Origin of the sequence: Coraliomargarita algicola, from assembly GCF_033878955.1 — a bacterium.
Taxonomy (GTDB): Bacteria; Verrucomicrobiota; Verrucomicrobiia; order Opitutales; family Coraliomargaritaceae; genus Thalassobacterium; species Thalassobacterium algicola.
The window spans coordinates 4,923,721-4,938,263 of sequence record NZ_CP138858.1 but is presented as its reverse complement, the minus strand read 5'-3'; the positions used below and the strand labels follow the sequence as shown (position 1 = coordinate 4,938,263).

At 52.0% G+C, this 14,543-nt stretch carries 12 protein-coding genes; 11 read left to right on the top strand and 1 reads right to left on the bottom strand.

Going from position 1 to position 14,543, the window contains the following annotated elements; all coding sequences use genetic code 11:
- Nucleotides 1-41: 41 nt before the first annotated feature.
- The 6 genes from nagB to SH580_RS20215 all read left to right on the top strand — a co-directional run bounded on the left by nagB (nucleotide 42) and on the right by SH580_RS20215 (nucleotide 6,061).
- On the top strand, nucleotides 42-1,952 hold the full coding sequence (nagB, locus tag SH580_RS20240) for a glucosamine-6-phosphate deaminase (RefSeq protein ID WP_319832631.1): 1,911 nt from the start codon (nucleotides 42-44) through the stop codon (nucleotides 1,950-1,952).
- Between the two features lie 12 nt (nucleotides 1,953-1,964).
- Nucleotides 1,965-3,356, top strand: coding sequence for a hypothetical protein (locus tag SH580_RS20235; RefSeq protein ID WP_319832630.1), 1,392 nt, complete (start codon nucleotides 1,965-1,967; stop codon nucleotides 3,354-3,356).
- A gap of 29 nt (nucleotides 3,357-3,385) precedes the next feature.
- The gene (locus tag SH580_RS20230; RefSeq protein ID WP_319832629.1) at nucleotides 3,386-4,234 is read left to right on the top strand and encodes a PIG-L deacetylase family protein; all 849 of its coding nucleotides are present in this window, start codon (nucleotides 3,386-3,388) and stop codon (nucleotides 4,232-4,234) included.
- Nucleotides 4,235-4,378: 144 nt separating this feature from the next.
- Nucleotides 4,379-4,732 carry a hypothetical protein gene (locus tag SH580_RS20225; protein ID WP_319832628.1) on the top strand — a complete coding sequence of 118 codons (354 nt, stop codon included), beginning with the start codon at nucleotides 4,379-4,381 and terminating at the stop codon, nucleotides 4,730-4,732.
- Between the two features lie 73 nt (nucleotides 4,733-4,805).
- Nucleotides 4,806-5,708 carry an MgtC/SapB family protein gene (locus SH580_RS20220; protein ID WP_319832627.1) on the top strand — a complete coding sequence of 301 codons (903 nt, stop codon included), beginning with the start codon at nucleotides 4,806-4,808 and terminating at the stop codon, nucleotides 5,706-5,708.
- A complete protein-coding gene (locus SH580_RS20215) occupies nucleotides 5,690-6,061 on the top strand; it encodes a DUF4010 domain-containing protein (RefSeq protein ID WP_319832626.1) in 372 nt (123 codons plus the stop codon). The genes SH580_RS20220 and SH580_RS20215 overlap by 19 nt, the downstream gene beginning before the upstream one ends.
- A 7-nt stretch (nucleotides 6,062-6,068) precedes the next feature.
- On the opposite strand, the gene SH580_RS20210 is transcribed toward SH580_RS20215, so the two are convergent.
- On the bottom strand, nucleotides 6,069-8,105 hold the full coding sequence (locus tag SH580_RS20210) for a beta-galactosidase (protein WP_319832625.1): 2,037 nt from the start codon (nucleotides 8,103-8,105) through the stop codon (nucleotides 6,069-6,071).
- Between the two features lie 208 nt (nucleotides 8,106-8,313).
- Between SH580_RS20210 and SH580_RS20205 the strand changes: the two genes are divergently transcribed.
- The 5 genes from SH580_RS20205 to SH580_RS20185 all read left to right on the top strand — a co-directional run bounded on the left by SH580_RS20205 (nucleotide 8,314) and on the right by SH580_RS20185 (nucleotide 14,301).
- Nucleotides 8,314-10,371 carry a sodium:solute symporter family protein gene (locus SH580_RS20205; RefSeq protein ID WP_319832624.1) on the top strand — a complete coding sequence of 686 codons (2,058 nt, stop codon included), beginning with the start codon at nucleotides 8,314-8,316 and terminating at the stop codon, nucleotides 10,369-10,371.
- Between the two features lie 71 nt (nucleotides 10,372-10,442).
- On the top strand, nucleotides 10,443-11,069 hold the full coding sequence (locus SH580_RS20200; protein WP_319832623.1) for a DOMON domain-containing protein: 627 nt from the start codon (nucleotides 10,443-10,445) through the stop codon (nucleotides 11,067-11,069).
- A gap of 7 nt (nucleotides 11,070-11,076) precedes the next feature.
- Entirely contained in the window at nucleotides 11,077-12,807 is a 1,731-nt protein-coding gene (locus tag SH580_RS20195; RefSeq protein WP_319832622.1) for a glycoside hydrolase family 52 protein, read from the top strand.
- Entirely contained in the window at nucleotides 12,807-13,169 is a 363-nt protein-coding gene (locus tag SH580_RS20190; protein ID WP_319832621.1) for a hypothetical protein, read from the top strand. Before SH580_RS20195 ends, SH580_RS20190 begins: the two co-directional genes overlap by 1 nt.
- A gap of 97 nt (nucleotides 13,170-13,266) precedes the next feature.
- Nucleotides 13,267-14,301 (top strand): helix-turn-helix domain-containing protein, encoded by a 1,035-nt coding sequence (locus SH580_RS20185; protein ID WP_319832620.1) that lies wholly within the window; start codon nucleotides 13,267-13,269, stop codon nucleotides 14,299-14,301.
- The last annotated feature ends 242 nt before the right edge of the window (nucleotides 14,302-14,543 follow it).

Below are 14,543 nucleotides of genomic sequence, written 5' to 3'. Positions count from 1 at the left end.
AAGCAAGTAATTAACACAACAAAAATCATATCATCACAGGCATGACACATCTGGTATCTGAACTCACCCAACTCGAACGCATACCCACTCAAATCTACGAAAGCGCCGATGCAGCCTGCCTGACGGTCGCCGATGCGATCACCGATTTAATCCAGCAGCGAAACGCGGCGGGCAAGGCTACGGTTCTCGGGCTCGCAACGGGTTCGACTCCAGTGCGCCTCTACCGCGAACTCATTCGCCGGCACCAGCAAGAAGGGCTCTCCTTTGCCAATGTAATTACCTTCAATTTGGACGAATACTACGGGCTCGCAGGAGACCACCCGGAGAGCTACCGCAAGTTCATGCAAGACCAACTCTTCGACCATGTCGACCTCAAGCCGGAGAATACGTATGTGCCTGACGGTCTCGTCGACCGCGACGCGGTATTCCAGTCATGCAAAGATTATGAAGCAGCCATCGCCGACGCAGGTGGTATCGACATCCAGATCCTCGGCATCGGACGCACGGGACATATCGGCTTCAACGAGCCAGGCTCGGGACCTGAAACTTTGACCCGCTTGGTCACGCTTGACAATTTAACCCGTCGCGACGCCGCACGTGACTTCCTCGGCGAGGAAAACGTGCCGCGCCACGCCATCACCATGGGCGTCGGCACCATCCTGGCCGCTCACCAACTCTTCCTATTGGCATGGGGTGAGGGTAAAGCGTCTATCATGGCACAAACAGTCGAAGGCAAGCAGACTGAAACGATTCCCGCCACCTTCCTGCAACAGCATAACAATTGCACCTTTTGCATCGACCAGGCCGCCGCGAGCCAACTCACGCGTCAATGCCACCCTTGGCTGGTCGGCCGCATCGAATGGACGGAAGAAACCACTCGCAAGGCGGTGCTCTGGCTGGCCCAAAAGACAGGCAAATCACTACTCAAACTGGTCGACGAAGACTATACTGAGAATGGCATGTCCGACCTGCTGGTCGAACAAGGTCCAGCATACGATCTAAATATACGACTGTTCAACGTCACTCAACACACCATTACCGGTTGGCCAGGTGGTAAACCAAACGCAGACGATAGTCACCGCCCGGAACGCGCGACTCCATATCCTAAGCGTTCCTTGATCTTAAGTCCGGAACCACTCGATGATGTGTATTGCCTGGGAGGCACCATCAATCGTCTAAAACAGCACGGCAATCAGGTCACCATCGCGTACCAAACTTCTGGTAATCTGGCTGTGCCCGACACAGAAGTACGTCGCGCGATCGAACTCATGATTGAACTCGGCACTGACCGTATCGGCGAAGCCGATCTAAGTTACGCCACCACGGTCGAAACACAACTCAACGAAAAAGGCAGTTTCGGCGCAGATACCAGTGAAATACGCCAACTCAAAGGTCTCATCCGTCGCAGTGAAGCACGCTCATCGGCACGCACCCTGGGCATCGACACAGAGAGTTTACACTTCATGGATCTACCCTTCTACGAAGAAGGTCGCTACCGCCGCTTTATCGTGACTCAGGCGGACATCGCGAAAATGTGTGAACTGTTAGAAACAGTCAAACCACACCAAATCTTTGCCACCGGGTACGGACACGACCCACTCTCGGTGCCTGCCTTAAGCTTTGAAATCCTAAGCGCGGCACTCGAGCAATGTGCGGGTTCAGAGTGGTTCAAAGATTGTAACATCTGGCTATATAAAGGCCCGGCCGATGAGTGGGAGGCACACGAAATCGACATGGCGGTGCCACTCTCACCAGATGAGTTCGAAAATAAGATCCAAGGCATCTACCAGCATCAAACACAGCGCAGCCAAAGCCCAGGCAGAGCGAGTAAAAAGAGTAGTAACAGCTGGGATCTAGCGCGCGAAATCAATTGCGGCACCGCTGAAATCTACGACGCACTCGGACTGGCAGAATACGAAGCCATCGAATGCTTCAAACGCTATAGCAAATAAATACCACATCCGATGATTGAAATCACACCACTTTGTAAGCCACCACTCGACTCGGAATTCGTGCCAGCTGTGCTATGGAATCGCGCCTATTTAAAGGCGGCCCTGGCCGCACCGAATAGCCGCAAGATCCGAATCGCCATCGACCGGCCGGAAGGCACCACCTGGATCTATGACACCACGCTACTACCAGTCTCGCCAAACAACGCTGCCGACACACTCAAATACTGCGAACGCACTGTAAAATTCCTACTCTGGGCATGGGGCGGCTCCAAGGTGCGCATCAGCAATGCCCCCGAAGTCGTGGAGCAACTGCAGTCTATTTATTCAGCCCAAGGCGCTCGCCAATTTGATTACGAATTCATGGGCCAGACATGCTTCGATCAAAAATTTACAATTCAAAACGCGGACCACTCCGATTTAAAAGAAGTGCTTCCACCCGCGACTGGAGGCGTAGGCTCGCTCAAGGGCAATCGCCTCGGCTTCGACCTCGGAGGTAGCGATCGCAAGTGCGCTGCCATGATTGACGGGGAGGTTGTCTTCTCCGAAGAAATAAAGTGGAGCCCATATTTTGAGAGCGATCCCGCCTATCACCGTGCGGGGATCCAAGACAGTCTCCAACGAGCCGCCGCACACCTGCCCTCAGTCGATGCAATTGGTGGCAGCGCTGCAGGTATCTATATCAACAACGTACCTAGAGTCGGCTCGCTGTATCGCGGCATCAGCCCACAGGATTTTAAAGACTTCATTCGTCCCCTCTTTTACGAGCTCAAGGCCGAATGGAATGACATCCCATTCGAGTTAGCCAACGACGGCGACGTAACAGCGATGGCAGGTGCCATGGCAATTAACGACAGTGCAGTGCTAGGCATTTCTATGGGAACCAGTCTCGCTGCGGGCTATATCAACCCGCAGGGCTCCGTCACGGGGTGGATTAACGAACTCGCCTTCGTACCAGTCGACTACCGCGATGGCGTAGCCACCGACGAATGGAGCGGCGACGATGGTTGTGGCGTGCAGTATTTTTCACAACAGGCGCTCGGCCGCTTACTTCCGCGATCAGGCATAACAGTCAGCGAAGGGCTCGGCCTACCGGAACAACTCGAAGTCGTACAGACTAAGATGGCCGAAGGCGACGAGCGCGCACTCACAATTTATCAGAGCATCGGCACCTACTTTGGCTATACGATCGCTCATTTTGCAGAGTTCTATGAGTTTCGCCATCTACTGTTTCTCGGGCGCGTCAGCTCAGGTCAGGGCGGCGACGTGATCATGGAAGTCGCACGCCGCGTGCTCGACCTAGAGTTTCCAGAATTGTCCAAAACAATTCAATTTCAAACACCCGACGAAAAAACGAAACGCCACGGGCAAGCAATCGCCGCCGCGACACTGCCCAAAATCAACTAAGTATCCCTCACACAACTCAAATCATAAGCATGCACTTACAGTTCTCTCAACAAGGCTCCGATCTCTACATTCCAGACTCCAGCACGGAGGCACTGGCCCGCACGACCCACCTCGGTGTCGGCGCCCACCAAGACGATCTGGAGTTTATGGCGATGCACGGCATTCTTAAATGCTATGATAACAAGAACCAATGGTTTGGCGGCGTGACCTGCACCAATGGCGCCGGGAGTGCTCGCACCGGCGAATTTGCCCACGTGACCGACGAAGAGATGCAAGCCATCCGTGCCGAGGAACAGCGCGAGGCGGCACGAGTCGGGCACTATAGCTTCATGGCTCAACTCCACCTGTCGAGCTCTGGCATCAAAGATCCTGACAACCATGATATCGAAAACGATTTAGTCAAAATCCTCAGCGCCACGCAGCCCGAAGTCGTCTACACCCACAACCTGGCCGATAAGCACAGCACTCACATCGCCGTGGCGGCTTCTTTAATCAAAGCCATTCGTCGCCTCCCTCAAGACCAGCGTCCAAAGCAATTGATCGGCTGCGAAGTCTGGCGCAATCTCGATTGGTTGGCCGATAGCCAAAAAATCATCATGGACCTCAGCGCGCGCACCGAACTCGCGACAAAACTAAACGGCCTGTTCGTCTCACAAATCAGTGGAGGCAAACGCTACGACCTCGCAGTGGAAGGTCGCCGCCGAGCCAACGCGACCTTCTTCGACAGTCACTCCGTGGACAATGCTCAAAGCGTCGCCTTCGGGGTCGACCTCACACCACTGATCGTCGACGACAGCCTTTCCCCCGAAGCCTACATACTAAGCTTCATAGAAGCATTTAAACAGGATGTGCAAAAGCAAGTGAGCGCATACTTCTGAAGCACTCGCGGCACTTCAAGCTGAAGCCGCGCTACCCCAAGCTGAGTCTTAAGGCTACACTCATTCTCGGTTCTTCGAAGCGGGACCTTCCCTGCAATTTTTTATAAGTTGCTACGGGCAGCAAAGTCGCTGACATTGCCTGCAATGAAATCATGCCCCTTTTGTGCGGAAGAAATACAAGATGCTGCGATTAAGTGTAAACATTGTGGCGAGTTTTTAGATGCCTCAGTCCGTCCACCAATAATGCATGATGCTGCGCCCACACAGCCAGCGCATAAATGGTATTTTCGGAAAAGCTATCTAATCCTCATTTTAGCCTGCATCGGCCCTCTAGGACTTCCACTCATTTGGTGGCATCCCAACCTACATCGACGATGGAAAATCGGCCTGACCATCGGCTTAGTCTTACTGACATGGCTCAGCATCATATCCACCATCGAAGCGGTCAAAATCCTCCAAGAGAGCCTATCCGAAGTACAACAAATGCTAGAGATGTAAGCACGACAAACATTGACGCTAACACCGCGAAGCACTAACTTGAAAATTACCGAATGGAGGGTCATTATTTTCAATGGATAACGTGCTTCAGTCTTTAATCGTCAGCGCAAGCCTAGGGGCCCTAATTGGCCTCATCCGGCAATGGGCCGAACAACAGGATTCTCCTGAATCTGAGCCAAACTACGCAGGCCTGCGCACCTTTATGCTTTGGGCACTGATTGGCTATACCTCCGCATATATTTCGGCCCTTCATCAGAGCGCCACATTTTTGCTAGCGATCGCTCTGGTGGGCGGCCATATCTTCCTGCAAGGTCTACGAGACAAACAAAATGCTGGCATCGGGCTAACGACTGGTGCCGCGGCTTTAATTACCTTGTTTCTAGGTGCGCTCGTTTATTGGCAGCACTTACTCTTTGCCGTCATGCTAGCCGCCCTCACGATGCTGGTAATCGGGCTCAAACAATTCAGTCATAGCTGGACACGTGGTTTCACGAAAGAGGACATACATTCCACCTTGCGCTTTGTCGCCGTCACAGGCGTGATCCTTCCTCTAGTACCTAATCAAGGCTATGGCCCTTATGCCGCGATCAACCCTTATTCACTTTGGTGGATGGTCGTATTAATTTCTGGCTTAGGATTTGCAGGTTACATTTTAATGCGTTGGCTCGGCGCCAACGCCGGTGTAATATTAACTGGCCTCGTCGGCGGTCTAGCCTCCAGCACAGCCACGACCCTCGCCTTCAGTCGGGAGTCCAAGACCTACCCCGAACTCTCCAGCAGCTTCGCCCTGGCCATTGTCATGGCTTGCACCATTATGCTCGCGCGGGTGCTCGTACTACTCGTTTTAATCTATCCTGACCTACTCAACGCGCTCTGGTTACCTTTCACTTTGATGGCACTGCCAGGAGTGCTCTATGCCCTAACTGCCCAACTATTCAAAAAAGCTTCCCCCGGTCAATGGAGGTGCCCAATCTGAAAAATCCATTAGGCCTCTCCATTGCCATCAAATTCGCCCTCATTTATGGAGCGATCTCATTCTTGGTAAAAATGTTCAGCGCGTCTGACCTCAGCGACGGACTGCTGGCACTCAGCTTTATTTCCGGCCTGACCGATATGGACGCCATCGCACTCTCCATCACGCAAAACCTCAAAGAGGGCACCGTTGCCTTAAACTTGGCCACCCAAGCAATCTTAATTGCCGCCATCGCCAATACCCTATTGAAGGCTGGCCTAGTCATCGCGCTTGGCACTCCGGCATTGCGTAAGCAAATCCTACTCGCATTTGGTGGCATGAGCCTAGCTGGCGTCGGAGCACTCTTCCTAGTATAACTGAAAGTTAAGAACGCACAATTGCGACTCCAAACGCAGGCACAGTCAAACTACCATTACAAAATTTTTGCGTAATCAACTCATCCCCCACAGGCAACGCTTGAACGAGTTTAGCTTCAGGATAATTGTTTAAAACAAAGGTTAAGCGTCGATCTGCTGCACGACGCTCAATGATGCAGACATTGGTATCCGTCATGCCCAGGGTTTCGATACCAGCCTGTTCACAAAGCATCTGCAACAAAACGGAGGCGCTGCTCGCATTCAAAAAGCTGCCGAAATAGAAGGCTTTGCCCTTGCCAAATTCATTGCAAGAAAGCCCCACTGTTCCCTCAGCGGCTTCAGAGCCAGGGTTGGCTTCAAAACGCCAATGCGCCAGCGGCTCAGCAGTCACACATTTTATGATCTCATAATAATCGGCCGGCAGCTCGATACCAGCCCCTTTCAGGCACATTTTGCGATGCTCGGTTTTGCCAAATTCTTCCACAGTGATTCCAAGCACCTCACTTAACAACCCGGGCAGCGTTTGCTCTATAGCATGATTATTCACATCACGTTGCCCCGTTGTCGCAGTGACTAAGAGCACCCCACCCGCGGCGACGAAGGCTTCGATTTTCTTGGCACGCACTGTATCAAGAATGATAGCTGATGGCACGATTAGCACTTTTAAGCCCGCATAACTGTCGGCTTCATTCACATAACCGACTGCGATCTTACGCCGCATCAATTCTGCCAATATTAATTCGCGCTGAGCATCGGGCTGTGGCCTCGAAAAGTTCATAACGGCATGCGCATGATCTTGCTCATAGCCAAAACTGATACCGACATCCACGCGCTTGGTAGTACCCAGGATCTCACTACCGATCCTTTTAAGCTCTGCCCCCTCCTGAGTAAATTCTTCAAAACGACGGCGTGGCACGTTGTCGTGATCCAAAATACCATGCCAATGCAGCTCAGCACCGTAACGGCACGTGCGCCAGCGAAAATGTAACATACCATCGGCACCATGTGCGATGGATTGATAAGCCCACAAACGCATGCGCCCAGGTTCGGGTGTGGGCTGCAAAAAATCAAGCTGCCCGCCAGGCCCACCGCATTGCTCCGGCACCAGAAAGGTACCGGTCGCCTGACGGCAACGCTCGTTGAGCTGACTTGCCCCGATGAAACACTCAGGCTTAGTGCCCCAAAAAGCGGGATACACATCCACCGACAAGAAGTCCAAATCTTCGGCGAAGGTATAATAATCTATATTATAAAACACACCATTATGGGTGATCCACCAACTGGGATTTACCTCACGTAGTATCTCGACTTGTTCACGTTGAAAGGAGGTAATCGAATCGCTCAGAAAACGACGATAGTCCAGTAATGCGCTCGGGTTGCAAGGAGCGGGCTGACGCCACTTCTTAGGAATTTCAATTTCTGTAAAGTCGTCGTATTGCTGACTCCAGAAGAGAGTGCCCCAAGCGTGGTTTAACTCTTTAATGGATTGATTGTATCGCGCACGAAGCCAATCACGGAAAGCAATTTGACAACTCTCACAGTAACATTCGTCCACGTGACAGTAGAATTCATTATCGGTCTGCCAGCCGATTACCGCCGCATCATCCTTAAAAGCCTCGGCCATAGCACGTGTGATACGGCGCGACTCCGCGCGAAACTCCGGATGATTGGTGCAACAATGCTGACGGGTGCCATGTGAAAAAGGAACGCCATTGCGATCCACACGCATCCATTCGGGATGATCCCGGGTCAACCAACGCGGAGGCGTCGCTGTCGGCGTGCACAGGATAGTGTCGATGCCTTGAGCCTTCAAAGCCTGCACCGCCGCTTTAAACAGACTGAAATCAAACGCACCTCGCTTAGGCTCCATCAAAGTCCAGGCAAACTCCGCCATGCGCACGACATTGACATTCGCCTGAGCCATGAGGGCCGCATCGGTTTCGATCCAAGAGCGATCCCAATGCTCGGGATAATAACAGGCTCCAAAAAGAAACTGGTCAAATGTCGAAGGCCTTTGGTGACGAGGTAAGCTAAGCTGATTCATGGTATGTTAAAATCGTAAGCGGCGGGATTAATCACGCCCGCAGTCAATTTGCCAACTGATGCAGACCGCATATACGGGGCGGACTTCACCAGTAAGCCCCCTACGTAGACTCAATTCGCCGCATCAATCAAATACACAGCACGGAGCGCCCTATTTGCAACAGTATAAGATTTGATCACCTAGGGGTCTAAACGGCAACATGTGTGCAATGTTTCCTTTAGCCCTTACCAACCTGAGCGCCATTGACCTGACTATCGTAGGCGTGATCTTAGCGATCGTGGTCGGAGCCGCGATCTATACCCGCCGTTATACCCGTAGTGTCGCCGACTTCCTATCAGCCAATCGTTGCGCAGGTCGCTATTTACTCACACTGGCCTCTGGAATGTCGGGACTGGGCGCAATCACAATCGTTGCACAATGGGAACAAGTCTACCAAGCAGGCTTCTCTGCTGGCTTTTGGGGGCAAATGATGGCCCCTCTGGGCCTGATTCTCGCACTCTCAGGCTGGATCATTTATCGCTACCGTGAAACGCGCTCAATGACGCTGGCACAATTAATGGAAAAGCGCTACAGCCGAAAATTTCGAGTCTTCTCAGGCTCGCTGTGCTGGATTAGTGGCATTCTGAATTTCGGCATTTTCCCTGCCGTTACCGCCCGCTTCTTCATCTATTTCCTCGATCTCCCAGTACACACATTCGAAGTCCCTGGACTGGGCCTGACATTAAACCTGACACTTGGTATCGTCATGGCCATTGAGCTCGTTTTCGCAGTCATGATCGCACTGAGCGGCGGGCAAATCTCTGTAATGGTGACCGACTTCATCCAAGGGCAACTGAGTAATATTATTTTCCTAGCCTTACTCGTCACCATGTTGCTGCTGTTCCCTTGGGATGTCATCGTAGAAACTCTAAAACAAGCGCCCGAAGGCCAATCCAAGCTCAACCCTTTCGATATCGGACGTCTACCAGACTTTAACATCGGCTTCTTCATGATGATGCTCTTCATCACGATTTATAACTTCATGGTATGGCAAGGCACACAGGGCTACAACAGCTCGGCAATCAATCCTCACGAAGCGAAGATGGCCGGAATTCTGGCCCAATTTCGATCGGGAGTGACCTATCTACTCATCCCACTGGCAGCCATCTGCGCCTACGTGCTCATGAATGCACCCATCCACCAAGCCGCCACGCTGGCCACACAAGCAACGCTCGACGGCCTGGGAGATGCACAACTCGCGAAGCAACTAACGACCACTGTGGCGCTCTCAAACGTATTACCAGTCGGGATCATGGGCTTGTTTGCCTCCGTCATGATCATGGCCGCGGTCAGTACAGACACCACCTACCTGCACTCTTGGGGGAGTATTTTTATTCAAGATGTGCTCATGCCATGGCGCCGCTTACGAGGACATCAGGATCGGCTGACTCCGGAAAAACACCTACGCTGGCTAAAACGCTCCATCATTGGCGTCGCCATCTTTGGCTGGTGCTTCAGTATGCTGTTTCCGCTAAAAGAGTTCATTCTAATGTATTTCCAGGTTACTGGTGCCATTTTCCTCGGTGGCGGTGGTGCTGTTTTAATCGGCGCACTATACTGGAAACGCGGCACCACTTCGGGCGCATGGGCCGCAATGATCACAGGCTCTTCACTGGCAGTCAGTGGCGTGCTGATTAATAACGTGCTATGGCCCAAGCTGCTGCCTGTAATTAAAGAAAATTATGCCACAAATGAATGGCTGACCAAGCTGCCGGAAACCTTCTGGCTAAATGGCATGCAGCTGGGTTTCCTCGCCTCACTCACTGCCATCGCGGCATACATCATCGTATCTTTAATGGCACCGAATCCCGAGATCGAAATGGACGAATTACTACATCGAGGCAAATACTCAGGTGTCGATCCCGAAGGCCCGGACCATATCGTGCCTCCCAGCACTGGCTTGGCGGCCTTGGGCTTTACTAAAGAATTCACCAAGAGCGACAAGTTCGTCTACGTGCTACAACTCGCCTGGGTGGCGTTCTTTTTCTTCTCTTTCGTCACCATTTGCGTATGGCAAATCTTTCAAAAATGGTCGGAAGATTGGTGGGCGAATTGGTGGTATTTCAATCTGCTGTTTACCGGTATCGCGGGTGCGATCACCACCGTCTGGTTCCTAATTTGCGGCACATTCGATCTCAAACGAATGTTCCTGCGCCTAAAAACAATTCAACGTGATGAGAACGATGACGGCACAGTGGAAAAACACCTGACAGACAAACACTCATGACACGCACTCACTGCATATACAGCGCGTTTTTAACGCTCATCTGCCTGTTCTTATTCACCGCTTGTACTACGATGAACAATACACCCACTACAAACACCTTCTTACTGCCAGCGAACGAAGTGGAAACGTTTAAACTTTCACAACCATGGTTTGACTCCTTGCAAGACGATTTCCGCGAGGGCGCAATCGAGCTTCATTGGACACCTCAAGCACTCATCATCAATGCCATGCTCAACGATGATGACATCTACACCACCTCCGCCGCCGATAACCAACACATGTGGGAGCTCGGCGATGTGTTTGAGGTATTCCTACAAATCGAAGGACATGAAGACTATTTTGAGCTGCACATAACACCCGCCAACACTCGCTTCCATGCACATAAACCCAACGTGCCCGGCAACGATCCAATTACGGGCGAATGGAAATCCATCGATCACTGGCTAGTCACCCCAGTCGGCTTCGATGCACAAGCTAACTCCAGCGAAGACGGCTGGCAAGCCGCCCTACAAATCCCTCCCAGTGTGCTAGGTCTCACAAGCTTTCAGCCAGGCACCTCACTCCGAATCGCATTCGCTCGCTACGACGGTGCACCGGGACGTGAAGCGACGCTCTCGGCCAGCTCTCCTCATGTACAGAGCGAAATTATTACTTTTCACATCCCAGCAGACTGGCACCGCATCGTGCTAACCCAATAGCTTTCCTATGAGACTCCCCACCGAGAAAAATTCCTTCCATGCCCAACACTCCGCTGTGGGCGCACACAGTTCGTTCACCCTAGGCATGCATGGAGCCCCTGGCGGCCTGGCTCTGGAAAAGGGGCAACCCGCGGACGGCGCAGTCTACGTGGGCACCATCGTGAATGATCAAATCACTGTGCTACCTTTTTTTGAGCACATGAACAATTCGGAAATCGCACGCTTCGATCACCAAAACCAGCCCGAGACCTGCCATGATGCATTGACAGTGCTAGAGGCTAAAGACATCACCCGCGATTATCGCTTTGCTAGCGATCACTTCATCACCGACGACATTCACTTCGAAGTCATCTCTCCCTTTGGGGACTTACCCGACCCTAGTACAGCCGATCAAGCCACAAATAAGCGTGCGGCCTGCCCTGTCGTCTTTGCCAAACTCACAGTCGACAACCGCCAAGGGAAGCAAACTAAAACGGCACTCTTCGCACTGGGCGAACACGGCTGTCCGATGCCCATCCACGAACCCGGCAAGTTCACTGGTTTCCTCTTCGGCAATGGAAATCTCGGCTTCGCCACCGATGCCCTCGTGGAACCACTACAGACATTTGACTTATCTAAGGCTAAAAAGCCCGATGGCACGCAACTCGTACCACGCTTCGGAGGCAGTTACGGATTCATGATGGCTGTAGCTCCTGGTGAGTGCCGCGAGATGCATATCAGTCTCGGCACCTTTCGTTCCGGCACCGCCACACTAGGTCTCGAAATGCCCTACTGGTACACACGCTTCTTTACCAATTTACGCGATGTGCTGGAATACGCACTCGAACATAAAGATTGGTATTACCAACAAGCCGCTCAACGTGATACCGAACTGGAGGCCGCCACACTCAGCGATGCACAGAAATTTCTAATCGCGCATGCCTCTCACTCTTACTACGGCTCCACCCAGTGGTTTGACGATTCCGGCAAACCCTTCTGGAATGTAAATGAAGGAGAATACCGCATGCATAACACTTTCGACCTAACCGTCGACATGCTCTTCTACGAGATGCGCTATTCTCCATGGACAGTGAAAAATGTATTGGAAACCTTCATACAGCGCTACTCGTACTACGATGAAGTTCGACTCCCCAACAGCGACACGACCTACCCTGGCGGCATTAGCTTTACCCACGACCAAGGCAATCACAACAACTTCTCCCCCGAAGGTTACTCTAGCTATGAAATCAGTGGCATCGACCGTCGCTGTTTCTCTTACATGACACATGAGCAGCTCGTCAACTGGATCTGCTGCACGGGCGTCTATGTCTGTCAGAGTCAGGACCGTGCGTTTCTGACGCGTCATTTAAAGACAGTCAAAGACAGCTACACTTCCATGCTCAACCGCGACCACCCAGACCCCACACAACGCACAGGCGTGATGGGCTGCGAATCCAGCCGTTGTAACGGAGGCGGCGAAATCACCACTTACGATTCACTCGACAGCTCGCTCGGCCAGGCACGTAACAATCTCTATCTCGCAGTCAAATCATGGGCGGCCTATCTCGCGCTCGCCGAGCTCTTCCGACAAACCGACGAAACCGTGCTCGCACAACAAGCCACAGCCTCCGCCAAACTGTGTGCCGCCACCGTCATGAGCAAATGGGACGATGTTTTAGGCTATATCCCCGCAGTATTCGAAGACGACAATCAGAGCGCAATCATTCCAGCCATCGAGGGTTTGGTCTTCCCCAAGTAATGGGCCTAAAGGATGCCATCGCCTTGGAAGGACCCCACGGAGCATTCATTGCCACCCTCAAACGTCACTTTCTCGCGATATTTAAACCCGGCATATGCCTCTATCCCGATCAGGGATGGAAGCTCTCTAGCACCGCCGACAACTCATGGATGAGCAAAATCTGTCTCAGCCAATATGTAGCGCGCAGCGTGCTTGGCATCGACTTTGGTCAAGAGCAAGCTGCCCACGACCAAGCTCACATGGACTGGCAAATTTTCGGCTCCACCTTCAATGCATGCTCCGATCAATTCAGCAGTGGGAAGGCCATGGCCAGCCTCTACTACCCACGCATTGTCACTAATATTCTGTGGCTGACTGAATAAACGATCCTAATTGATAATGATTATATTTTGCCGCTAATTGCTAAATGCAACAAACCAGTTTAGTTGCATATAAAGACTAGCAAAAATCAATCTAGATATGCCACGCAATCTCACAACGTACACCAAAGCCGCCCGAGCTGGCATACTCGATCTAGTAAAAAATCTGGCAGAAAATGCACCTCTGCCCTCCTTAAGGCAGTTGGCCGATCAATTCGATTTACACTCGACCACCATCTTTCGCCTCCTCCACGATCTCGAAGCTGAGGGCTATGTATGGCAAGGTCCCAACCGTCGATTTTATCCCGCCAGTGCACAGAGTCATACACTGCAAGGTAAGCCGATTTGCTTTATCGGTCGACAAATTCAGGACTGGAGCCAGCTCTATCAAGAAATCTTCGAAGGTGTCACTGAAATTTGCACGACGAATGGCAGCCCCCTCATTTTACACTCCTCCCCCACACTTGTGCAGGTGCCCGTTGAGCTGGAACCAGCTATTATTGCAACCGAAGCGGAACAAAAATCCGAACTGCAAAAATTGCTTAGAACAATTCCCAAAGGCTGTGCTGGGTTTATCTTTGACCACCTATGGTGCGATGCCGCGCTCGAACAGATCCCCTTTCCACGCAATCAATGCATACAACTGCTAAGTGGCTCCGAAACACATGCCAAAGTCATCACACCCAATTACTCCGCTGGCGCACAACTCATAGCCGACTACGTACAATCGCGCGCATTCAATCAAGTCTATCTCGTTGAAAGCACTCCCGAGGAACCGCTCTTGCATCGCAGTGTGGCTCAAATGCAAGAGACACTAGCGACTCTATCCACTCATAGCCTCTCGTATTACGACGAAAAAGCTGTGAACGAGTTGGTTCGTCAAATTCCACCGCATAGCTGCTTTATATGTACGGAGGACAACACCGCCCTCGGCCTCGCTTCCCGCATCCGAGAGGCCGATCGAAAAACCGTAGAGATGGTTGCCATCCAAGGCACAGGTATCGTGACAGCACCGCACACACGTTTACGCTACGACTATCGCCGTCTCGGCCGCTCCGCGGCCTCCAGTATATTACACGGCACAGCACTCAAACAAATGGCTCCGCGCTTAGTGACGCAACAGGAAGACGATTAGTCGCAAAAAAGAACAACTTCCAAATGCTTATACAATAGATTCGTTGGCAATACGGAAGCTAAGGTCGACACCTCCAAGCCCGCAAAATCGCGATGCAGTACAGCGGATTCGTGCTCACAATTGATAGGCGAGTAAAATCCCGTAAGTAACTCGCTCTCAATGGGCAATCTATTCGCAACAGTCGAGCGATTGACCGCGAATCACATCTGTCTAGATTCATTAATAGTCACAACCTGTGCATG

Excerpts from the sequence above, each read along its gene's own strand:
- SH580_RS20200 (WP_319832623.1), top strand. The coding sequence starts at position 10,443 with ATGAACAATACACCCACTACAAACACCTTCTTACTGCCAGCGAACGAA.
- SH580_RS20230 (WP_319832629.1), top strand. The coding sequence starts at position 3,386 with ATGCACTTACAGTTCTCTCAACAAGGCTCCGATCTCTACATTCCAGAC.
- SH580_RS20190 (WP_319832621.1), top strand. The coding sequence starts at position 12,807 with ATGGGCCTAAAGGATGCCATCGCCTTGGAAGGACCCCACGGAGCATTC.
- SH580_RS20220 (WP_319832627.1), top strand. The coding sequence starts at position 4,806 with ATGGATAACGTGCTTCAGTCTTTAATCGTCAGCGCAAGCCTAGGGGCC.
- SH580_RS20195 (WP_319832622.1), top strand. The coding sequence starts at position 11,077 with ATGAGACTCCCCACCGAGAAAAATTCCTTCCATGCCCAACACTCCGCT.
- SH580_RS20235 (WP_319832630.1), top strand. The coding sequence starts at position 1,965 with ATGATTGAAATCACACCACTTTGTAAGCCACCACTCGACTCGGAATTC.
- SH580_RS20205 (WP_319832624.1), top strand. The coding sequence starts at position 8,314 with ATGTTTCCTTTAGCCCTTACCAACCTGAGCGCCATTGACCTGACTATC.
- SH580_RS20210 (WP_319832625.1), bottom strand. The coding sequence starts at position 8,105 with ATGAATCAGCTTAGCTTACCTCGTCACCAAAGGCCTTCGACATTTGAC.
- SH580_RS20225 (WP_319832628.1), top strand. The coding sequence starts at position 4,379 with ATGAAATCATGCCCCTTTTGTGCGGAAGAAATACAAGATGCTGCGATT.
- nagB (WP_319832631.1), top strand. The coding sequence starts at position 42 with ATGACACATCTGGTATCTGAACTCACCCAACTCGAACGCATACCCACT.
- SH580_RS20215 (WP_319832626.1), top strand. The coding sequence starts at position 5,690 with ATGGAGGTGCCCAATCTGAAAAATCCATTAGGCCTCTCCATTGCCATC.
- SH580_RS20185 (WP_319832620.1), top strand. The coding sequence starts at position 13,267 with ATGCCACGCAATCTCACAACGTACACCAAAGCCGCCCGAGCTGGCATA.